This window comes from Enterococcus sp. LJL99 (genome assembly GCF_054871725.1).
Map to the genome: position 1 here is coordinate 384,039 of NZ_JBTXLT010000002.1, position 21,673 is coordinate 405,711.

Annotated in this window: 20 protein-coding genes; 13 read left to right on the forward strand and 7 right to left on the reverse strand. The window is 34.0% G+C overall.

Features of this window, described 5'->3' with window-relative positions; all coding sequences use genetic code 11:
* Positions 1–202 precede the first annotated feature (202 nt).
* The gene (locus ACYSNW_RS05065) at positions 203–1,057 is read left to right on the forward strand and encodes a MurR/RpiR family transcriptional regulator (protein WP_461743377.1); all 855 of its coding nucleotides are present in this window, start codon (positions 203–205) and stop codon (positions 1,055–1,057) included.
* 253 nt (positions 1,058–1,310) lie between these two features.
* Here ACYSNW_RS05065 and ACYSNW_RS05070 read toward each other — a convergent pair whose 3' ends face one another.
* Together ACYSNW_RS05070 and ACYSNW_RS05075 are read right to left on the reverse strand one after the other, a co-directional pair.
* Positions 1,311–2,006, reverse strand: a complete 696-nt coding sequence (locus ACYSNW_RS05070) for a histidine phosphatase family protein (RefSeq protein ID WP_461743378.1) — start codon at positions 2,004–2,006, stop codon at positions 1,311–1,313.
* A 21-nt stretch (positions 2,007–2,027) separates the two neighbouring features.
* Complete coding sequence (locus tag ACYSNW_RS05075) at positions 2,028–2,654, reverse strand: MBL fold metallo-hydrolase (RefSeq protein ID WP_461743379.1); 627 nt, start codon at positions 2,652–2,654, stop codon at positions 2,028–2,030.
* A 338-nt stretch (positions 2,655–2,992) separates the two neighbouring features.
* Here ACYSNW_RS05075 and guaC point away from each other — a divergent pair, with 338 nt between their 5' ends.
* The 4 genes from guaC to ACYSNW_RS05095 all read left to right on the forward strand — a co-directional run bounded on the left by guaC (position 2,993) and on the right by ACYSNW_RS05095 (position 5,776).
* Positions 2,993–3,970: a GMP reductase gene (gene guaC, locus ACYSNW_RS05080; RefSeq protein WP_461743380.1), complete on the forward strand. Its 978-nt coding sequence runs from the start codon at positions 2,993–2,995 to the stop codon at positions 3,968–3,970.
* A gap of 133 nt (positions 3,971–4,103) precedes the next feature.
* Positions 4,104–4,445 (forward strand): PadR family transcriptional regulator, encoded by a 342-nt coding sequence (locus tag ACYSNW_RS05085; RefSeq protein ID WP_461743381.1) that lies wholly within the window; start codon positions 4,104–4,106, stop codon positions 4,443–4,445.
* Positions 4,432–5,412 carry a permease prefix domain 1-containing protein gene (locus tag ACYSNW_RS05090; RefSeq protein ID WP_461743382.1) on the forward strand — a complete coding sequence of 327 codons (981 nt, stop codon included), beginning with the start codon at positions 4,432–4,434 and terminating at the stop codon, positions 5,410–5,412. The genes ACYSNW_RS05085 and ACYSNW_RS05090 overlap by 14 nt, the downstream gene beginning before the upstream one ends.
* 199 nt (positions 5,413–5,611) lie before the next feature.
* The gene (locus ACYSNW_RS05095; RefSeq protein WP_461743383.1) at positions 5,612–5,776 is read left to right on the forward strand and encodes a hypothetical protein; all 165 of its coding nucleotides are present in this window, start codon (positions 5,612–5,614) and stop codon (positions 5,774–5,776) included.
* Positions 5,777–5,941: 165 nt separating this feature from the next.
* Here ACYSNW_RS05095 and ACYSNW_RS05100 read toward each other — a convergent pair whose 3' ends face one another.
* Positions 5,942–6,484, reverse strand: coding sequence for an ECF transporter S component (locus ACYSNW_RS05100; protein ID WP_461743384.1), 543 nt, complete (start codon positions 6,482–6,484; stop codon positions 5,942–5,944).
* Between the two features lie 6 nt (positions 6,485–6,490).
* Positions 6,491–7,318, reverse strand: a complete 828-nt coding sequence (gene thiD / locus ACYSNW_RS05105) for a bifunctional hydroxymethylpyrimidine kinase/phosphomethylpyrimidine kinase (protein ID WP_461743385.1) — start codon at positions 7,316–7,318, stop codon at positions 6,491–6,493.
* 163 nt (positions 7,319–7,481) lie between these two features.
* On the opposite strand from thiD, the gene ACYSNW_RS05110 reads away from it, so the two are divergent.
* The 4 genes from ACYSNW_RS05110 (at position 7,482) to proC (ending at position 12,417) form a co-directional block, all read left to right on the forward strand.
* Positions 7,482–8,918, forward strand: coding sequence for an aminotransferase-like domain-containing protein (locus ACYSNW_RS05110; protein ID WP_461743386.1), 1,437 nt, complete (start codon positions 7,482–7,484; stop codon positions 8,916–8,918).
* A 32-nt stretch (positions 8,919–8,950) separates the two neighbouring features.
* Positions 8,951–9,676 (forward strand): nitroreductase family protein, encoded by a 726-nt coding sequence (locus tag ACYSNW_RS05115; RefSeq protein WP_461743387.1) that lies wholly within the window; start codon positions 8,951–8,953, stop codon positions 9,674–9,676.
* A gap of 101 nt (positions 9,677–9,777) precedes the next feature.
* Positions 9,778–11,502: a phospho-sugar mutase gene (locus tag ACYSNW_RS05120; protein ID WP_461743388.1), complete on the forward strand. Its 1,725-nt coding sequence runs from the start codon at positions 9,778–9,780 to the stop codon at positions 11,500–11,502.
* 138 nt (positions 11,503–11,640) lie between these two features.
* Positions 11,641–12,417 carry a pyrroline-5-carboxylate reductase gene (gene proC, locus ACYSNW_RS05125; protein ID WP_461743389.1) on the forward strand — a complete coding sequence of 259 codons (777 nt, stop codon included), beginning with the start codon at positions 11,641–11,643 and terminating at the stop codon, positions 12,415–12,417.
* Between the two features lie 55 nt (positions 12,418–12,472).
* Here proC and hisC read toward each other — a convergent pair whose 3' ends face one another.
* Positions 12,473–13,528, reverse strand: a complete 1,056-nt coding sequence (hisC, locus tag ACYSNW_RS05130) for a histidinol-phosphate transaminase (protein ID WP_461743390.1) — start codon at positions 13,526–13,528, stop codon at positions 12,473–12,475.
* A gap of 399 nt (positions 13,529–13,927) precedes the next feature.
* Between hisC and ACYSNW_RS05135 the strand changes: the two genes are divergently transcribed.
* From ACYSNW_RS05135 to ACYSNW_RS05145, 3 genes are all read left to right on the forward strand, one after another.
* On the forward strand, positions 13,928–15,097 hold the full coding sequence (locus tag ACYSNW_RS05135) for a pyridoxal phosphate-dependent aminotransferase (RefSeq protein WP_461743391.1): 1,170 nt from the start codon (positions 13,928–13,930) through the stop codon (positions 15,095–15,097).
* A gap of 231 nt (positions 15,098–15,328) precedes the next feature.
* Positions 15,329–15,841: a D-glycero-alpha-D-manno-heptose-1,7-bisphosphate 7-phosphatase gene (locus ACYSNW_RS05140; protein WP_461743392.1), complete on the forward strand. Its 513-nt coding sequence runs from the start codon at positions 15,329–15,331 to the stop codon at positions 15,839–15,841.
* A gap of 159 nt (positions 15,842–16,000) precedes the next feature.
* Positions 16,001–16,903, forward strand: a complete 903-nt coding sequence (locus tag ACYSNW_RS05145) for a phosphate ABC transporter substrate-binding protein PstS family protein (protein WP_461743393.1) — start codon at positions 16,001–16,003, stop codon at positions 16,901–16,903.
* 410 nt (positions 16,904–17,313) lie between these two features.
* On the opposite strand, the gene ACYSNW_RS05150 is transcribed toward ACYSNW_RS05145, so the two are convergent.
* Both ACYSNW_RS05150 and ACYSNW_RS05155 read right to left on the reverse strand, forming a co-directional pair.
* Entirely contained in the window at positions 17,314–18,930 is a 1,617-nt protein-coding gene (locus ACYSNW_RS05150; protein WP_461743394.1) for a PucR family transcriptional regulator, read from the reverse strand.
* A 103-nt stretch (positions 18,931–19,033) separates the two neighbouring features.
* Complete coding sequence (locus ACYSNW_RS05155) at positions 19,034–19,792, reverse strand: IclR family transcriptional regulator (protein ID WP_461743395.1); 759 nt, start codon at positions 19,790–19,792, stop codon at positions 19,034–19,036.
* Positions 19,793–19,951: 159 nt separating this feature from the next.
* Here ACYSNW_RS05155 and ACYSNW_RS05160 point away from each other — a divergent pair, with 159 nt between their 5' ends.
* On the forward strand, positions 19,952–21,625 hold the full coding sequence (locus ACYSNW_RS05160; RefSeq protein WP_461743396.1) for a thiamine pyrophosphate-dependent enzyme: 1,674 nt from the start codon (positions 19,952–19,954) through the stop codon (positions 21,623–21,625).
* Positions 21,626–21,673 lie beyond the last annotated feature (48 nt).

The following is a 21,673-nucleotide window of genomic DNA, read 5'->3' on the forward strand; positions in this document are numbered from 1 at the left end:
CTGTTTTTCTGTAGTATAAAATGAAAAAGAAAGTATTCTGAAAAATTAAGGCTTCATCTATCCTTTTTTAAAAACTATTACTAAATCTGACTTTTTTTACTTATTTAATTTAAAATTCATACCACTCAAAGAAAATGAGTTATAATAAAATAAGACCATTAAGAACTTTATCTTCCATAATCGAAAAGAGGAGAAGTAAGAAATGCAACAAAATATTATTTTTACAATTCAAGATCATCGACAAAATCTTCCAAAATCAGAACAAAAAATTGCCGATTATATCATTAAACATATCAATGAAGTAATTACACTAAGCGCCCAAGAATTAGCAAAAAAAGCTGATTCTAGTCCAGCCGCAATTATTCGTTTTTGTCATTCAATTAATGTCAATGGTTTTACGGAATTAAAACTATTGCTTTCAGCTAATTTGGGTGCGACAAATTCTGAAAACTATACCGAAGTTGAAGATAGTGAATCTACAGCTGCTATTAAGCAAAAACTGCAATCAAGAATTGTTCATGTTTTAGAACGAACGACAGAAGCTTTAAACGAGCAAGCAATCGATGAAGCTGTTTTGGCGATTGAAGAAGCTTCGGTTATTTATGTATATGGTTTAGGTGCATCATCATTGGTTGCCCAAGATATTTATCAAAAGTTTACACGGTTAGGGAAAATGGTTTTTTGTACATTGGATCATTTACTCTTGGCTTCGGCTATAGGTACCAATCATTCAAAAAGTATTTTGATTTGTATTTCTAATTCTGGAATGACAAGTGAAGTGATTGCATTAGCAGAGCTAGCTAAAAAAAGTGGAACAATGTTGATTGCACTAACGAAAAATTCGGCGTCCAGTTTAGCAGAAAAAGGGGATATTTTATTAGTTACGGCAGAAGCTGATGAAGCACCTTTAAGAAGTGCAGCGACAGTTTCATTAACCGCTCAATTATATGTGGTTGATGTACTTTTCTTTGCCTATGCATCAAAAAACTATGATGAGTCTATCGAAAAAGTGCAAAATTCTCGTAAAGCAGTAAAAGTTGTGAAGCAACATAGTTGATAAAACAGGTTTGTGCTACAATGACAATCCGTATATAAAAGAAACAACGAGGTTGGGAAAAAAGCGGTTAGCTCCGAGAAATAAGAAGGAATTTCCGGAAATTGCTCTTCAAATTTTTGGTAAATTTCGGCTTATTTCCGAAGGAGCTGCTTTTGCACCACCGTTTGTTCGGTTTTAAGAGATTAAACAAAAGTGTTTTTTACTTTTGTCTCACTCTCACTGTTTTTTTATATACGGATTGTTCTACCTTTTGTTATTTTCTTAAAGCAAAGCCATTTTTTATATACTGAGTATCATTTACAGAATCAATACTAAATGTGCCATTTTCATAAGTCAATCTAGTAACACTACCATTTTCAAGCCCAATTTGCATTGGTAAACTATTATCAATCAATGAAAGCATGAAGGAGATAGTTAAGCCGTGTGAAACAACTACTACATTGCCGCCGCCGTCTTTTTCTCTTTTATGAGCGATGTCTTCAAAACCATTCCAAACGCGCTCACGAATCTTTTCGTAAGGTTCCGCCCAATCAGCGGTATCAGCTGCAATGATTGCTTCAGCTAATTCTTGATAACTAATTCGATTTGTCATCATATCATTATAGTCCTTAAATGCTAAAACTCTAGGAACGACTCCCCATAATTCTCCGTCATAACCACCTTCTAAGGAACCAAAACACCATTCTCTAATTCGGGGATCGACATTATAAGGAATCGTATTTCCTTTTTCGTGTTCTTGTAAAATAATTCGTGCGGTTTGCATAGCGCGTCCACTATCGCTTGAATAAGCTTCTTCAAACGGAAAATCTTTCAAGCCTAAACCAAGAGCGTGGATGACTTTTTCGCCTTCTTTTGTCAATGGCGTGTCAGACCAACCTTGAGTTCGTCCAATAGTATTGAACATCGTTTTTCCATGTCGAACCAAATACAAAACAGTTGCTTTATTCATTTTTATTTCCTCCTAAATAAATTAGTTAAAAAATGGATTCGTTCTTTTTTCATGACCGATTGTTGTAGCGTCTCCATGCCCAGGGTAGGTAGGTAGTTCATCAGGCAAAGTAAATAAATAAGTATTTATGCTGTGAAGCAATTGTTCCATATTTCCAGTAGGGAGATCTGTTCGTCCAATACTGCCTTTAAATAATGCATCACCAGAAATAACAAAATCGTCAAATAGAAAGCTAACACTTCCAATCGAATGGCCAGGTGTAGGCATAACTGAAAAACGCATTCCGCCAATTTCATAATCAGAGTACGTGAACTCAACTTCGGCAGGGCGAACAATCACGTCAGGCATATCATCATGTCTAACTAATCCAGATAAGTTTAATTCAGGATTAGATAACCATGCTTGTTCCAAGGGACTAACATAAACAGGAACCTGATATTCTTTACGAAGGCTTTCAACTGCGCCAATATGATCGTAATGCGTATGTGTTAATAAAATAGCTGCAACTTTTTTATTCGTTTTTTGAATAAGAGCGCTAATATTTTCAGCATCATTTCCAGGATCAATAATTAATAAATGTTCATCATTATAAATTAAGTAGCAGTTTTCTTGAATAACACCTGTTTTAATTCTTTCGATTTTTAACATGGCTTGGCCTCCTAAATAAAATACATTTCCCAGTCATTATACCTCAGTTTCGATAGGAATTAAATCAAACTAGTTCTTTTAAAGCAGTTTTAAAAAAGATTTAGAAAGTAGCAATTTATGTAAAAAAGTTAAATAATGAAAATAATATGTGCAATTATAAAGGGAAGTCTACCCAAATATTAAAAAAAGGCATAACTGTTGAATTTTCGTCAATACTTCTTTGACATTCCTAATAAAATAGTGTAAATTAGCATAGGTGTGTAAAAATCCGAACGATTTTGGATGAATGTTCGTGTTTTTTGCGTATTTATTACGAATTACTTAGGAGGCAATAACTCATGAAAGTTTTTGATTATGAAGATGTCCAACTTGTCCCAAATAAATGTATTGTGAATAGTCGTTCTGAATGTGATACAACGGTAACTTTAGGAAAACATAGCTTTAAAATGCCTGTAGTTCCCGCTAATATGCAAACAATCGTCGATGAATCAATTGCTGAATTTTTAGCAAAAAATGATTACTTCTATATTATGCATCGTTTTGACGAAGCTGCTCGTATCCCTTTTATGGAGAAAATGAATGCCAAAGGATTAATCACGTCTATCAGTGTTGGTGTTAAAGAAGGAGAATATGCTTTCGTTGATGAACTAGCTGAGCGTAATTTAGTCCCTGATTATGTGACAATTGATATTGCTCATGGTCATTCTAATGCTGTAATAAAAATGATTCAACACTTAAAAAAGAAATTACCAGAGACATTTGTAATTGCTGGTAATGTTGGTACGCCTGAAGCTGTCCGTGAATTGGAAAATGCGGGTGCAGATGCAACTAAAGTCGGTATTGGCCCTGGGAAAGTTTGTATCACTAAAATTAAAACAGGATTTGGTACAGGTGGTTGGCAATTGGCCGCGTTAAGATGGTGTGCTAAAGCTGCAAGAAAACCAATCATTGCTGACGGCGGAATTCGAACACATGGTGATATCGCAAAATCAGTGCGTTTTGGTGCAACAATGGTTATGATTGGTTCATTATTTGCAGGACACGATGAATCTCCAGGTGAAACAAAAGTAGAGAATGGCGTTGTAGTAAAAGAGTATTTTGGCAGTGCTTCTGAATTTCAAAAAGGTGAGAAGAAAAATGTTGAAGGAAAGAAAATCTGGATTCAACATAAAGGAAGTCTTTCCGATACTTTAGTCGAAATGCAACAAGATTTACAATCTTCGATTTCATATGCAGGTGGTAAAGATCTTGAAGCCATTAGAAAAGTTGACTATGTGATTGTAAAGAACTCTATTTTTAATGGAGATACGATTTAAAGAAAATAAATGAAAGCAAGACAAAATTTTTTATTTTGTCTTGCTTTTTTACTTTACCTGTCGGAGTAATTATGGTATTCTAATTACAACGACAGACGTAGTACGTTAGGTGGAGTAAAATGGAGGTGGGAGAATGATTGGTAGTGATGCAATCAGAGGATACAACGATACGTTTATCCTAACTGTTTTACTTGAAGGTGATTCATATGGTTATGCGATTTCAAAGCGAATTCAAGAAATTTCACAAGACAACTATTCAATTAAAGAAACCACGTTGTACTCAGCTTTCAACCGTTTAGAAAAAAACGGTTATATTGAATCATTTCCAGGAGATATCACCCATGGAAAAAAACGAACTTATTATAAAATTACTGAAAAAGGAAATGTTTATCTAAAAGAAAAAATTCAAGAATGGTTTTTAACAAAAAAAGTCGTCAACCAATTTATTAAGGAGGAAGAAAATGAAAACAATTAATGATTATATAACTGCTCTTTTTCTTGGGGTAGAAGAAACTGAAAAAACAAAACAACTTAAGGCTGATTTATTGGCGAATGCAGAAGATCGCTATGAAGATTTAAAAGCACAAGGAAAATCTGAAAATGAAGCAATCGGAGCTGTGATTTCAGAATTTGGAAACATTGAAGAGCTACTTGAAGAAATGAATTTGAAACAAGATTATGAAACGGAGCATGGTCATGAATTAGATGAGATTACATCACAAGAAGCACAAAGTTTCTTAGCTATATATCATCGAGGAGCGACGTTAATCGGTCTGGGAGTAATGATTATTATTTTAGGAGTTGCTGCAATGTTTGCGGCATCTGCACTTATTAACGAAGTAATCGGAGTACTATTTATCTTTTTAGGGGCGGCAATTGGTGTTCCTTTCTTTATTATTGCTGGAACTAGTATGGCTCAAATAGGTAGACAGTTTAATGATCGCTTGATTCCTATTTCTGTCAAAAATGAAGTAAGAAAAAGAAAAGAACAGTTTCAACGTTCATTTGTGTTGTGTATTGTAACGGGTGTGTCACTATGCATCTTGTCAGTAGGTCCATTATTGATTTTTACGGAGACGTTTGATCGATTTATGTATGGGGACTTTTATGAAATGTTAGGATTGAGCGCGATGCTGATTCTTGTAGCGATTGGTGTGTTCTTTCTTGTATTCGGTGGCGTAATTATGGGTAGTTTCGATAAATTAGTCAATCAAACATACTTTGTTTCTGATGAAGACAAACCTGGTCCACGAGCAAAAGCTGATTTAGATAAAAAAAAACCACCATTGCTTTTGATTCTTGAAAAAGTTTACTGGCCAATCGTAGTTGTGTGTTTTCTGGTTCAATCGTTTATCTATGGTAATTGGGGCGTAAGTTGGGTCATTTTTCCAGTGGCAGGTATTATCTTTGGGATTTTGGAAAGTATTTTGACTAAAGAATAGTATTGAAGTAAAAAAGTAGTTTTTCTGTAAAGAAGAGCTACTTTTTTTATTGCTTTGATTAAGAGTTAAAGATAAATAACCATTTAAGATAAAAAAGTGATTGTTTATGTCAAAGCTATTTTAGCAGTAATTTTCTATGTTAAATTAATACAGAATCATCTTAGCTTTTTGAAAAAAATTATTAATAGGAGGTTTTATCATGATTCTAGTATTATTAATTTTATTTGTGTCAATCTTTCTTGTATTTAGCGTATTCAATACCTATAAAAAACAAGAAAAAACTCAATTTTATCAAGTTTTTTTAGGTATTTTTCTAGTGGGAACGGTTTTAGGATTGGTTATATACAAATTTTTAAATCTTTAGAAGAAATAGGTTTACATTAATTCTCTTCTGGTTATTAATTTGAAGTTAACGAATTCTTAATGGATAAGAAAATTAGCACAGGTGTTTTGCGCACCAAAAATTATATTTTCTTAATTACAAACCCCAGAAAAACATCTACAAAATTTTTCTGGGGTTTCGTTATTTTTATCTATCTGTAATGATTTTTGACATCGCTTTTTTCAAAGGAAAATAAACAAGAGCGACAATTATAATCGTACTGATTACATTAACAATTGTGGCAGGAAGTTTGCTTAAGGCACCAGTGAAAGCAATGGATAAATTAGATCCAGCTAAAAAAAGCATCGTTGTATTCTTTAATTGAGTCATAATGATTTTAACAATTCCTGTTATGGTTGCGACAGTCAAAATTTTTCCAATTGAATCTATTTTATTTCTAAATAAAAGCACAGTTAATGCTGCTGCACCACCAACAATAAAACTTTCAAAAATAAAGTAAGGTGCTTCAGCAGCGTAACCATTTAAAATGTCAAAGATAGCAAAACCGAGGCCACCAGCTAATGCGCCTTTTTTATAACCAATTAATAAGACTGCCAGTAGTAAAATCGAGTTACCTAGATGAATAAAACCACCCGTGGGTACAGGGATTTTGATTGTGGTTCCTAGAAAAGTCAGTGCTGCAAAAAGAGCAACAAGTACAATGGAACGAATTGAAATGGTATTTTTCACGCTGTCTTATCCTTCCTGATTGATTCTTTTTTCTGCTTCATTATAAGCGCCATGCCAAACATGCCCTAAAAATGGATTAATTTGTTGACCATGCTTGATTGCAGCTGCAACAAATGATTTGGCAATGGAAACGGCTTGAGGAACCGAAAAACCTTTTGCTAAACCAGCTGTTACTGCAGCCGCAAAGGTACAACCAGCCCCATGATTGAAATCAGTTTTATACAGTTCACCTTCAAGAATAGTAAAAGAAGTACCATCATAAAATAAGTCCGTTGCATGTTCTGTTTGTAAGCGATGACCGCCTTTAATAACAACATTTTTTGGTCCCAAAGTTACAATTTTTTTTGCTGCTTGTTTCATTTGTTCAAGACTAGTCAAGTCACCCATTTCAGAAAGAATGCCAGCTTCGACTAAGTTTGGGGTTGTAATCGTTGCTTTAGGTAAAAGTAGCTGAATCATTGCTGCAACGTTTTCTGGTTGTAATAATTCTGTTGTTCCTTTACAGGCCATCACGGGATCGATGACGATATTTTTCATATCGAATTTATCGATATAATTTCTTGTGATTTCAATTGATTCGACAGTTCCTAACATTCCTGTTTTCATCGCATCTAAAGGAGCGCCAGCAAAAATCGTTTTTAATTGTTTTTCAACTAAATTTGGTTCAATAGGTGTGACTAAATGGCTCCAACCCTCATCAGGATTCATTGTAACAATGCTTGTGATTGCTGAAAAACCAAATGTACCATACTCTTCGAATGTTTTTAAATCCGCTTGAATTCCAGCACCACCACTAGAATCAGATCCTGCGACTGTAACGACTTTTTTTATCATAAAATAATCGACTCCTTATTTTTTGAATTAAGAATAGTATAAATCAAATGGAAGTTGACAAAAACTGCCAATTGGGTTATTTTCAACTCATCCAATTTTTGCTTCTCTGAATTAGATAAATAGTTTATTGCTCAAGTATCGAATATGAATAGGAGTTAATATTATGTGGCATATTGAAAAGGAAAAAGGTGTACCGATTTATATCACTATTATGGAATTGATTCTTTCTTATATTAAAGAAGGGAAATTGTTGCCTGGAGAGCGTTTGCCTTCTGAACGAAAATTAGCTAGTTTTTTTGAAGTAAATCGTTCGACGGTCGTTCATGCATTGGATGAGTTAGTATCTTTAGGCTGGATTGTTCGCAAACAAGGAAGTGGAACGATTGTCAATGAAGGGAAGTGGGGAATCACTACAGTTCCAAAAACCGATTGGCGTAGATATTTGGAACAAAATGCTTTTTCTCAAAATGATCCTGTTACAAATAAAATAGAAGAGAGCATTAAAATGAATTCAAAAGATATTATTGATGCATATACTGGAGAGCTGCCTATGGATTTAATTCCAAGTTTTGATTTCCCAGCACTAACATGGAAACATTTTCTTGAAGAAGAACAGCAAGACGATTTGGGCTACTATCCGTTACGTCAAGCAATCACAGAATCGATTGAAAAGGAATATCATTTTAATTTGTCTCCTGACAGTTTATTAATCACTTCAGGAGCTCAACAAGCTTTATTTTTGATTTTACAAGTTCTTTTAAAACCTGGGGATAGTGTAGCAATAGAAGATCCATCCTTTCTTTATGCCTTGCCTATTTTTCAAGCTGCTGGAATTCGTTTATATGGAGTAGAGATTGATGGAGAGGGAATCAAGATTGATTCGCTTGAAAAAGTAATTAGACAGCAGCGAGTGAAAATGGTCATGGTAAATCCATCTTTTCAAAACCCAACGGGAAAAGTCATGACATTAAATCGGCGCAAAGCATTAATTGCAATTTGCCAAAACTATCAAGTTCCGATTCTTGAAGATGATGTGTTTGCCAGCCTTCATTTTCATTCATCAAATTTAATTCAACCATTGAAAAAACTAGATCCGGAAAATGTTCTTTACATTGGTTCGCTCTCAAAAATTTTAGGTTCAACGACAAAAATAGGCTGGTTAAGTGCGCCTTCTTCGGTCAGTCAAAAATTGGCTGAAGCAAGAAAAATGATGGATTTTTCTTTAAGTATTTTTCCTCAACTATTCGCTAATCTAGCGTTAAATGATGCAACTTTTTTAACGAAAATTGCTGAATTAAGAAAGACATTGTTCAAAAGAGGAGAAGCTGTTTATAGTATTTTGGCTAATATGGAAGAGTGGTCAGTTGAAAAACCAAAAGGGGGTTTTTATCTTTGGGCAGTTTGGAAAAAGGGTGACTTTAGACAAAAAGAGTGGGATTTATTTGTAAAAGAGGGGTTATTGATTGCACCAAGTATTTTATTTAGTGAACAAAGAAAAGGCATTCGAATCAATTTTTCTCGTATTAATGATGAGAATCTTGAGCTATTTTCAATAAAGTTTAATGAAATTACTCGGAAAATAGTTTTGAGTCAGAAATAGTATGATAAAATACCTGTAATGGAGGGGATTGTATGAATGAAACGTTAAAATTATTAAAAAATCGTCGTAGTTATCGAGATTTTGATAAACAATTTGTTTTGCCAGAGGAGCAACTGAAAGAGATATTACTAGCTGCACGTCAAGCACCGACCTGGATGAACGGTCAATTCTACAGTATTATTGTGATTCAAGATAAAGAAATTAGAAAACAATTGGTAGAATGGAATCCTGGGAACCCACAAATCGAAGAATGTTCTGCATTTTTACTGTTTGTGGGTGATTTACAGCGAACAAAAATAGTCAGTGACCAATATCAAAGCGATTATTTGATTGAAGACAGTATTGAGCCTATTTTATTAGCAACAACCGATGCTGCGTTGGCCATTGAAAATGCGGTTATTGCTGTCGAAAGTTTTGGCTTAGGCTCTGTAATCGTTGGAAGTATCCGCAAACAAGGAAAAGAAATAACGGAATTATTACAGTTACCATACCAAACATTTCCCTTGTTTGGTTTATGCATTGGAAAACCAATCGTAGAAATGAAGGTCAAACCGCGTTTACCAGAAGCAGCTGTGGTCCATTTGAATTACTATCATCCATATACTTATGAGCTGATTGAAGCATACGATCAAACAATGACCGCCTTTGGTGAAGCAAGGGAAACAAAAAAATGGAGTCAAAAATTTGCGGACTTTTTCGCGCAAAAACCAACATTAGTGACTGATCAATTAGTAGCAAATCAAAAAATATTTAAATAAAAAACGTTTTTAATAAAGAGATTTTTACTTCTCTTTATTCTCAAGATGTAGAATGATATAATATAAAGCGATTAAAAACATTAGAAAAAGAGGTGTTATTCATGTCTTGGGAACAAGTCTATGAACAATGGGTAAATGAAACAAACCTACCTGAACAATTAAAAAACGATTTAAGCGATTTAAAAACGGATCCTGAAAGATGTCAAGATGCATTTTACGCACCATTAGAATTTGGAACGGCTGGAATGCGTGGTATTTTAGGTGCTGGAATTAATCGAATGAATATATTTACAATTCGCCAAGCAACAGAAGGGTTAGCACGTTTTATTGATGCACAAGGAGACGAAGCGAAAAAAAGAGGCGTTGCAATTGCATTTGATTCTCGTCATATGTCACCAGAATTTTCAATGGAAGCAGCTAGAACCTTAGCACAACATGGAATTACTTCGTATGTTTTTGAAAGCTTAAGACCAACGCCAGAACTTTCTTTTGCGGTTCGACATTTAAATGCTTTTACTGGAATCATGATTACAGCTTCTCATAATCCTGCTGCATACAATGGTTATAAAGTATATGGGGAAGATGGCGGACAAATGCCGCCAGCAGATGCAGATGCATTGACAAAATATGTTCGTTCAGTTGAAAATCCATTAAAAATTGATGTATTGCCAGAAGCAGAAATTGAAGCTAGTGGGTTGATTCATATTATTGGTGATGAAGTCGATCAGGCTTATTTAGAGTTGGTTAAAACTGTAACGATTAATCAAGCTTTGATTGATGAAATGGGTGCTGATTTAAAATTAGTTTACACACCTTTACATGGTACTGGGAAAATGCTTGGAGAAAAAGCGTTGAAACAAGCTGGATTTGAAAAATTTGTTCTTGTACCAGAACAAGCAATTGCTGATCCAGATTTTACGACTGTTAAATCACCAAATCCCGAAGAAAAATCTGCTTTTGAATATGCAATTGCTTTAGGCGAAAAAGAAGGTGCAGACTTATTGATTGCTACAGATCCAGATGCCGACCGATTAGGAGCAGCTGTTCGTTTGCCTAACGGCTCTTATCAAGTGTTGACTGGGAATCAATTAGGTGCAATCTTCATTCAATATATTTTGGAAGCACATAAGCAAGCTGGAACATTACCTGAAAATGCTGTTGTTCTAAAATCAATTGTTTCTAGCGAATTAGCTACAACGATTGCAGCCAAATATAAAACGAAAATGGTCGATGTGTTAACTGGTTTTAAATTTATTGCTGAGAAAATTGAGCAGTATGAAGAAGATCATTCACAAACCTTTATGTTTGGTTTTGAAGAAAGCTATGGCTATTTAGTAAAATCCTTTGTGCGTGATAAAGATGCCATTCAAGCCTTAGTCCTTTTGGCAGAAGTTGCTGCTTATTATAAAAAACAAGACAAAACACTTTACGATGGGTTGATTGCTATTTTTGAAGAGTATGGCTATTTTGAAGAAAAAACGATTTCTGTCACATTAAGCGGAATCGAAGGTAGCGAAAAAATCAAATCATTGATGAAACAATTCCGTGAAGAAGCTTGGACATCTTTTGCAGATATTAATGTGATCCAAACAGAAGATTTCAAAGAATTAACTCGAACTGATTCTAAAGGAAACGTCGAGAAATTAACGACACCACCTTCTGATGTATTGAAATATTTCTTGGAAGATGGCAGTTGGGTGGCGATTCGTCCTTCTGGTACAGAGCCGAAAATTAAGTTTTATTTAGCAACAAAAGCAAGTTCTCAAGAAGAAGCGGATCAAAAAATCGCTAAGTTTGAAAAAGTAATCAATGGATTGATTGCTTGATTCTTAAGTTAAAAACAATAGTAAATAGCTGAGTGAATACTTTTTAGGAGTTCAAATAAGTAAATAAAGAAGAAGTTAGATAGATTATCTATAACTAACTTCTTCTTTGAATTACAAAAGAATTGGAGGATGAAACTCATGAAAATAGGATTTATAGGTGCAGGTCAAATTGGAAGTGCTTTGATTGAAGGATTATTAAAAGCAGAGGTCCTTTTACCAGAAGAGTTGATTGTCAAAGGTGGTTCAAGTGGAACGGCTGAAAAATTACAAGCACAACTAGGGTTTCAACTAGTGGATTCTTATGAGGCTTTTGGTCATTGTGACTACCTTTTTTTAGCAACGGGTTCCGCTGTTGTTCCAACCATCTTAACTGATTTAGCGCCAATTTTTCCACGGAAAGCTACATTGATTTCAGTTTCTGGTGGACATACAGTTGCTGAAAACCAATCACTGTTAGGAAATGATACACGAGTTGTTCATGCGATTCCTAATACACCAGTGCGTGTCAATGAAGGCGTAACAGGAGTGAGTTTTTCTAAAAACTTTACTGATTTGGAAAAGAAGAAAACCATTGAATTACTGGAATCTCTTGGAATGGTAAAAGAAGTGAAAGAAGAGTTACTTGGAACATTCGGAACGGTAGCAGGATGTAGTCCGGCATTTGTAGCCATTTTTATGGAAGCGTTAAGTGATGCTGCTGTAATGGAAGGATTGTCACGACCCGTTTCATTCGAAATTATTTCCCAAATGATTTTAGGAACTGCAAAATTAGCTATGGAGTCTAAAGAACATCCAGCACAATTGAAGGATGGTGTGACTTCTCCTGGTGGGAGTACAATTAAGGGCGTTGCTGCACTAGAACAAAATGGTTTTCGTTATGCTGTAATTGATGCGGTCAAACAAGCAAACAATTAAAAAAACAGTCACTTCTTGTTTTTTTCAAGGAATAACTGTTTTTTTACTAACAAATTTATTTTTGCTGATTCTTAAAAGATTTCAAGGCATCACTCACTTTTTCCATTTCCGTTTGGGTACCAATTGAAATTCGTAAATAATTTTGCAAACGAGGAACACTTCCGAAGTAGCGGACAAAAATAGTTTCTTTTTCTAAAAATTTGTAAAGCTCCTCCATATTTAAATCTGGGTGGGTTGTTAAAATAAAATTAGTTTTTGAAGGAAGAGACAAGAAACCGATTTTACTAATTTCTTGACTGAACCAATCACGAGTCGTACAAATTTTTGTTGTTATTTCTTGATAGTAGTTAAGATCTTTAGTGGCAGCTGCTGCTAAATTTTCAGCCAATATATCAACAGAATACGGATTGAACGATGATTTTATACTTTCTACTACTTGAATAAATTCAGGGTTTCCAATCGCATACCCCACTCGGAGTCCAGCTAATGAACGAGATTTAGAAAAAGTTCGCACAATCACTAAATTAGGATAGTTATCTAGTAGTTCAATAGAAGACTTCTCCGCGAAATCAATATACGCTTCATCAATGATGACAATAACATCAGGATGCTGCTGCAAAAGTTGTTCGATTTCGCTATTTTCTTTATAAATACCGGTCGGTGCGTTGGGATTAGCAATAATAATACCGCCATTTTTTTTCGAATAATCACTAAAATCAATTTTAAATGTATCTGTTAAAGGAATTTCTTGGAAAGGAATTTTAAACAAATCGGCCCATACGCGATAAAATCCATAAGTGATATCAGGGAATAAAATTGGATCTGAACTATTAAAAAAGGCCAAAAAACAAAAAGCTAAAACTTCATCTGAGCCATTACCAATAATTAATTGCTGTGTATCAACTCCTAATTCAATAGCTAACGCTTCTTTTAGTGATTGATTGGTTAATGAACTATATAATTTTAAACGGTCAGTATTGAATACCGTTAAAGCTTCGCTAACTTTTGGAGAAGGGGGATAAGAGTTTTCATTTGTATTTAACTTGACCATCCCAGGAAAATTGGGTTGTTCCCCTGGGACATAAGGGGTAATTTTTCTAATTCCTTTCATTAATCAGGACCTCCATCAAACCATTTTCTTTTTACTATAAAGAACTATGTTGAATAGTGCAAGGTCAATCTATGGAAATGGAAAGAAAAAAATCTTTTTTGAAATAAAAATTTCATTTTTTTTATGGGTATGATACTATAGAGGATAAGAAAAAAACGATTGAATCTAAGGAATAAGAAGGTATTTCCCAGTTTTTCCTTTTCTTTTATCAATAAAATGACGTGTAAAACCTTTTTCTTTCCATTAAGAATTGATTAGAGAATAAAAAAGTGCTATCCTAATTTTAGTTAAAAAAAACTAAACAGGTTTAATCTAGTTTGATGGATAAATATTTGAGGTTATGTGGACTGATTTTAGAACAACTGTTTTAGATAAACTTATTTAAGGATGTGGCAGTAAATGAATTTAACAAATAGATTTAATAAACAAGTGTATAAGATTGCAGTATCGACAATCCGTCGTTTTGATGAACAGGTTTCTGGTATCGATGGGATTTTGAAACTGACTTTAGGAGAGCCAGATTTTAATACACCAGAACATGTCAAAGAATCTGCTAAACAAGCAATTAAAGATAATTTTTCTCATTATTCAGGAATGTCAGGGTTACCAGATGTTCGTGAAGCAGCCACTTATTTTATGAAAGAAAAATATGGAGTGAGCTATCGGCATACTTCAGAAGTTTTAGTGACAGTTGGTGCAACCGAAGCCATTTCAGCTAGTTTGTTAGCTATTTTAGAGGCAGGAGACAAAGTCTTGATGCCAGCCCCAATTTATCCAGGATATGAACCAATTATTACACTAGCTTCTGCTGAACCCGTTTATATCGATACTAGTTCAAATGGTTTTGTCTTGACTCCAGAGATGATTGAACAGGCAATGATTGAACATGGCGATCAAGTGAAAGCTATTATTTTAAATTATCCAAGTAATCCAACAGGAGTAACCTATACTAGAGAAGAAGTTCAAGCAATTGCAGAAGTTGTCAAGAAATATCCGATTTTTGTGATTAGTGATGAAATTTATAGTGAATTAACGTATGACAATCAACATGTATCGATTGCAGAATTTATTCCAGAACAAACGATTTTAATTAATGGACTATCTAAATCTCATGCGATGACAGGTTGGCGTATTGGCTTCATTTTTGGACCAGAAGCGTTGATAGCTGAAATTATTAAAGTTCATCAATACTTGGTGACAGCCGCTTCAACGATTTCTCAAAAAGCAGCTGTTAGAGCATTGATTGAAGGAATCAATGATGCGGAAATTATGAAAGAACAATATCGTGAACGACGTGATTTCGTTTACGAAAAAATGACCCAATTAGGCTTTGATGTGGCTCGTCCTAATGGCGCGTTTTATATTTTCGCGAAAATACCTGCTAATCAAGAACAAGATTCAATGAAATTTTGTTTGGCTTTAGCACAAAAAGAAGCATTGGCAGTGATTCCTGGAATTGCATTTGGACCAGAGGCAGAAGGCTATATTCGTATTAGTTATGCTGCTTCAATGGAAAATCTAAAAGAAGCGATGAAACGAATGGCCAATTTTATTGAATTAGCGAAATAAATAGATTGAATCACTTGAAGAAATAAAATAAATAAACTAGGTTAATAGAAAATCAGAATGAAAAAGCGTCTCTTTCATTCTGATTTTTTTTTAGTATAATAAAAAACTAGTTTAAATTTACCGGTTGAATTGTATTCAAACTATCGAAGTGAATGCGTTACTTAGGAAATGCGGGAGATTGAAAATAATAAGTAATAATCAAAAAAATATTTTTGGAAAGGATAACATAAAATGAGAGTAGCCTTTTTGGATAGGGATGGGACAATCATCAAAGATTATAGGGATGAAGAGTGGCGAAATATTCAAAAACCTGATTTTTTTGATGGTAGTATCAAAACTTTGAAGAAAGTTGATGAATTAGGGTATAAAATTATTTTTATAAGTAACCAGTATCTTATAAATCAAAATATTATTACTGAAAAACAATTTTCTCAAGTAAATCGCTTATTTTTGAAAACTTTAGCAGAAAATAAAATTTCTGTATTAGATTTTTTTTATTGTCCACATACGGATGAAGAGTGCTGTGATTGTAAAAAGCCAAAGACTGGAATGATTGACAAAGTCTTGGAAAAATTTCCTAGTATTGATTTAAAGAGATCATTTTATATCGGAGATTCAATTGTCGATGTTGAGTTAGCAGAACAGTTTAGTTTGAAAATATTTCATATTAGTAGTGAAAGGATAAGAGACTATCCAGAATATCAAAATATTGACAGAATTGAGGATATTTTAGAGTATATTTAAAAAAAGCTTTTTTGTATAAAATAATAGAGATATTTTAAAAGGTAGCGACATACACATTCTTTACATTCCTTTACTCAATTTTTACAAGCTTTTGTTCGGGAATTTACATTTACTTGTTAAACTAATCTTGTAACAAATTGAGAAGAAGGACGTGTTAAAATGAAGAAACGCGCATTAGCGACAGTTTTATTAAGTGTAGGATTAATCATTGCAGGATGTGGCAGCCAAGGAAGCGCCACTGATGAGAGCAGTTCAAAAACCGTAAATAGTAATAGTAATGAACCAGTAAAAATAGTCGCTGTAGGATCAACTGCCTTGCAACCATTAGTAGATGCAGCTAAAGATCAATTTATTACCGAAAATGCCAATTACACGATTTCTGTACAAGGTGGAGGAAGTGGAACAGGACTTTCTCAAGTTGCAGATGGCGCAGTTGATATTGGTAATTCTGATGTATTTGCAGAAGAAAAATCAGGTGTAGATGCTACGAAGTTAGTTGATCATCGCGTTGCAGTTGTTGGTATGGGACCAGTAGTCAACAAAGATGTGGGCGTAACAAATGTAACCCATCAACAATTGATTGATATCTTTACTGGAAAAACTAAAAATTGGAATGAACTCGGTGGAAAAGATCAAGAAATCGCTGTGATTAATCGCGCAAGCGGCAGTGGAACACGAGCAACCTTTGAAAAATGGGGATTAGATGGCGCTTCAGCGGTTCAATCTCAAGAACAAGATTCATCTGGAACAGTTCGTCAAATTGTAGCGCAAACGCCAGGTGCGATTAGTTATCTTGCTTTTTCTTATATGGATGATACAACAGTTGCCTTAAGTGTAGATGATGTGAAACCAACGGAAGAAAATGTTGCTGATAATTCTTGGAAAATTTGGTCTTATGAACATATGTATACAAATGGAGAACCTAATGAAAATCTTAAAAAATTCCTGGATTTTATGATGGAACCAGAAGTTCAAGATGGACCGGTTAAGGAATTAGGCTATTTGGCAATCACGGATATGAAAGTTGATCGAGATGTTGACGGAAATGTAACGAATAAATAAAAAAGCAATAAAATAAGTAGAAAATCATGAAGAGGAAGTAACGCATCAGGATTTCTGCTTATTTTATTGCAAAAATTAAAGTGGATGGCAGGATTCGAACCTACACCTCTGATCGATAGAGAACAAACATCTGTCTAGCCTCCAAAGAGTTAAACACCACGTTCATCCACAAAAATATTGGTTGTTTTGAATATATAATAACGTTAATTATTTAAATGGAGTATAAGCTTGTATGAAAAAAATATGAATTATTTAGATTAATTAATGAAGTTGAAGGATAGACAAATGAAATTAGGTTTGCCTTGAACGAATAAGAAATCCGTAAGAAATCGTTGAATAGAAGAATGATTTCTTACGGATTTCTATTTGTAAATGTTGGATGTATCTTATAAATCAGTTCCTTTTGTTTTTTAGCGAGCTTCAGGCTCTGATAAATAAAGAGCGACTCTTAATTGTAATGAAAATTCTGGATCGTTGATCGGAGTGTTAAATAATTCTTCGCATTTTTTTATCCGGTACTTAACAGTATTCCTGTGAACAAATAATTCTTCAGCTGTTTTAGTGATTTCGCATTGTTTTGAAAGATATACCGATAATGTCTTACGTAATTCAATATCGATTTGTGTGACAGGAAAAGCTAAGTTTTTAAGGATGGACACGCAAAAAAAGTTAACATCTTCATCAGAAACGTTTTCGGTTAGTTGTTTAAGACCTTGAATCTTATTTTGGTAAACAAATCCATTACCTTCAGGTTCTTCTTCCAAGGCATTTTTACTTTCATTATATGAATAATGAATCAAATCAATTGTGTTAACTGGATTGCCAATACCAAAGCGGACAAAAACCTCTAAGAAAATTGCTAAGTATCCATGAATTTCCTCTAAAATTGGCAAAATATTTCCTTTTTGTTGAACAATCAAAACCCATTGATTTAGATGTTCTGTTGGAAAAAGTTTTATTTCTTCATTATTTTTTTCAATGTAGAAGTAGAGGTAATCATAAATTAGTTTGTCTATTTCTTTGGAATGATACTGTTTATTAGATGGAATCACACATTCCATGTATACGACACGATAATAATTAGAATTTAGAACAGGAAAATGTTTTTTATACTCAAGCCATTCAGATTCAGCAGTAATTTTTTTGTGCGTCAAAAGGTAGGTCAATAATTCTTTTCGTTCTGCTCTTTTTTCATTTTTGAGTGTTTGTTCTTTATAAAGTGTTAGTGTTAAGACTGTAATAGCTTGTTGAATGGCAAATTGTGAAAAGGGATAAGGCAACTTTTCTACATCGAAAATAACCAACATAAAAGGAAAATAGTAATCAGAACCAATTGGAAAGACACTAATTAATGTTTTAGTATCCTTTGTTATTTCAAATAAAAACGTGTCTTTTTGTTTAGAACGCTGGTATTCAGTTATTTTTTTTAGTAATTTTTTTTTCTTTTCTTTTGAATTTATCAACTCATAACTTGAATATTCTACACTTGAACTAACAACAGAACCAAAAGGATCAATTAAAAAAATCGATTGTTTAATCATAGAACCTAACTGTTTTAAAAGTGTATCAGCTGAGGCGCCGTGAATCATCAGATTTACAAATTTTTGTTGCATTTCTAGCGAAAAAAAGATTTGTTCTGTTTGATCATCCCATAAGTGACTAAGTAACTTGTGCCCTAAATCTCCAAGTGTCATATTAACAGGAATTTGAATGATTGGAAAATTTAATTCATTTGCAGTATCTAATACTTCTTGATCTAGACTTGGTAGAAAACGACCAACTTTGATTGCAATTCCAGCAGCAGAGACGTTTACTAAAGAACGAATAAATGAAGAAAGACCAGACATATTATTTTGAAAAACCATTGCTGTGGTAATGATTAAGGCGTTTTTCGGGATGTAATCGCTGACATCTGGTGTTTCTGAAATTTCTACTGTGTCCAAAGGTCTTTCTAAATCAGCATGTTCATTTAAAACATGTAATTCTGAAAAACGTGGGATTTCTAATATTTGTTTGAGTGTAGTCATTTATGATGACCTCCTAAATAAGTACTATAATATTTTGAATAGTTGTTTAAAGATAAAAATAATAGTGAAATCAAATAACAATCATTTCAAATGGGAAGGGGAGCTATATCGGTATTTTTTTGGCTGTTTCTATTAAAAGATTAATTGTTTGAGTCATTTTCGCTTCTGTAATACGAATAGTCGGCATTGAGACACTTAATGAGCAAGCAATCTCACCTTGCTTGTTGTAGACAGGAACTGCGACACACTTTACGCCCATTTCACATTCTTCATCATCTATTGAATAGCCATCAGTTTGGATTTTTTTAAGTTCTTTTTTAATCGCTCTTTTTGTAATATGTGTATGTGAAGTCAGCGGTTGCAGAATCGTGGATTTAAAGTAACAATCCAATTCTTCGGGGTTCATCGCTGCGAGATACAATTTACCTGCTCCGGTACAATAAAGGGGGGACCGTTTACCAATTTTTTGTGTAACTTTTAGTAAGCTATCAAACCCATCAATTGACTCAATATAAACTAATTCGTCACTATCACAAATTGATAGGTGAGTAGCTTCGGATAATTTCAATGAAAGCTCCTTTATAAAAGGACGGACAACTGAAACCATTTTTTGATAGATATCAGAACTGTATGCTAATAGTTGAAATTTTAGAGATAATGAATAATTTGCATTTTTTTTATTTTGTTGGACATAACCAATGGTCATTAGCGTATAAATTAAGCGTAGTGCGGTTGCTTTAGGAATACTTGCTTGTTTTGAGATGTCATTTAGAGACATTTCTTCAGAAGCAACTGTCATGATTTCAATAATTGTAAAGGCTTTTAAAAGCGAATGATTAACTTTTAATTGTTTCTCCACCATATAAATTTCCCTCCATAAAAATCATTTTGTTTCATTTGGACAAAAAGAAAAACGAACTGACAAAAATACAACGCTTTCATTGTTATTGCTATGTGAAGATGTTAACATGAAATAAAGTGAAACGCAATATCACTAAGTGAAACGAAAGAGGGAGATAAAATGAAAGCAGCTGAAGCAATTGTACAAATTATGGTAAAAGAAGGAATTACTGACGCTTTTGGAATTCCAGGAGCTGGGATCAATCCAGTCTACAAATATTTAGAAGGAGCACCAATTGAACATTTTTGTATGCGTCATGAAGAGGCTTGTATGCACGCGGCAGATGGGTATTATCGTGCTTCTCATAAAATTGCTGTAGCGCTTTGTACTTCAGGTCCTGGTGCTACAAACTTTGTAACAGGTTTGTACACTGCAAATATAGATTCTATTCCAGTTTTAGCAATTACTGGGCAAGCAAATAGCTGGCAAATGGAGCAAGATGCTTTCCAATGTGTTGACATGGTAAGTATTGCATCAACCGTTTGTAAAAAAGTATTTTGTGTCATGGATGCCCAACAAGTTCCCGAAATCATGAAAGAAGCATTTTATCTAATGCGTTCAGGCAAACCTGGTCCAGTATTATTAGATCTTCCATTAGATGTTCAACAAACTGAAATTGATTTTAATATTGATTCTTATGAACCAGCAAAAATTGTCAATGTTGCTCCAGAACAAAAAGATATTTCTGAAGCAATCGATATGATTGAAAAATCAAAAGCACCAGTGATCATCATGGGTGGCGGAGTTATCTTATCTCATGCTGAGAAAGAATTAATCGGATTTGCTGAAATGTTGGATATTCCTGTTATTACTACTTATATGGCTAAAGGAGGTATCCCAGTTGATCATCCGTTGAATGCTGGTCATGCGGGGATTCAAGTTGGTCAACCAATTGGAAATAAATATTTCTTGGAATCAGATTTAGTCATTGGAATTGGAAATCGATTTACTGATCGTCATACAGGTAACTTAGATGTGTACCGTGAAGGTCGCAAATTCATTCATATGGATATTGAAAAAGGCCAAATCGGAAAAGTATTTGCGCCAGATTTAGGAATTGTTTCTGATGCGAAAATCGGTGTAAATGCACTGACAGAAGAAGCGAAAAAACGTGGTCTTCAACCAATCAACAAACAAAGAGCCACTGATTTACCAGGTCTTAGAAAAGAATTAGCCCGTAAAACGGATTACGATAACAGTCCAATGATGCCACATCGAGTATTCCAAGAAATGAATGAAGCGTTTGACGATTCAACGATGTATACTGCTGGTTGCGGAATTACTCAAATTTGGAGCGGACAATTACAAGATATCAATCAACCAAGAAGATATATGCCTTCTGGTGGTGCAGGAACCTTGGGTTATGAAGTGCCAGCAGCGTTTGGTGCTAAAGTAGCTGATCCAGATGCGTACTCAGTAACTGTTTTGGGAGATTTTGGTTTTACATTCATGGGAGAAGAAATTGCGGTTGCTTCTGCAGCTAAAAAACCAATCATTGTAATTATCGTAAACAATGCTTATCTTGGTTTGATTCGTCAAAATCAAATCGGTGCTTATGGTTTTGAGTATGGAGTAGATATGCCTTATAACCAAGATGGCACAATGGATTATATCAAAGTAGCTGAAGGATTTGGTTGTCAAGCAGAGCGTGTATTTGCTCCAGATGAATTGAAAGCAGCGATTCAACGTGCAAAAGAATCAGGTAAAACATATGTGATTGATGCAATTTGTGTTCAAGAACAATTATGTGATATGGGTCCATCATTAGATAAAATTAAAAGTTTTGCTGACTAAGTAAGTTATATAAAGATACAAAGAGATAAAAGAATCCCGTAAATAATT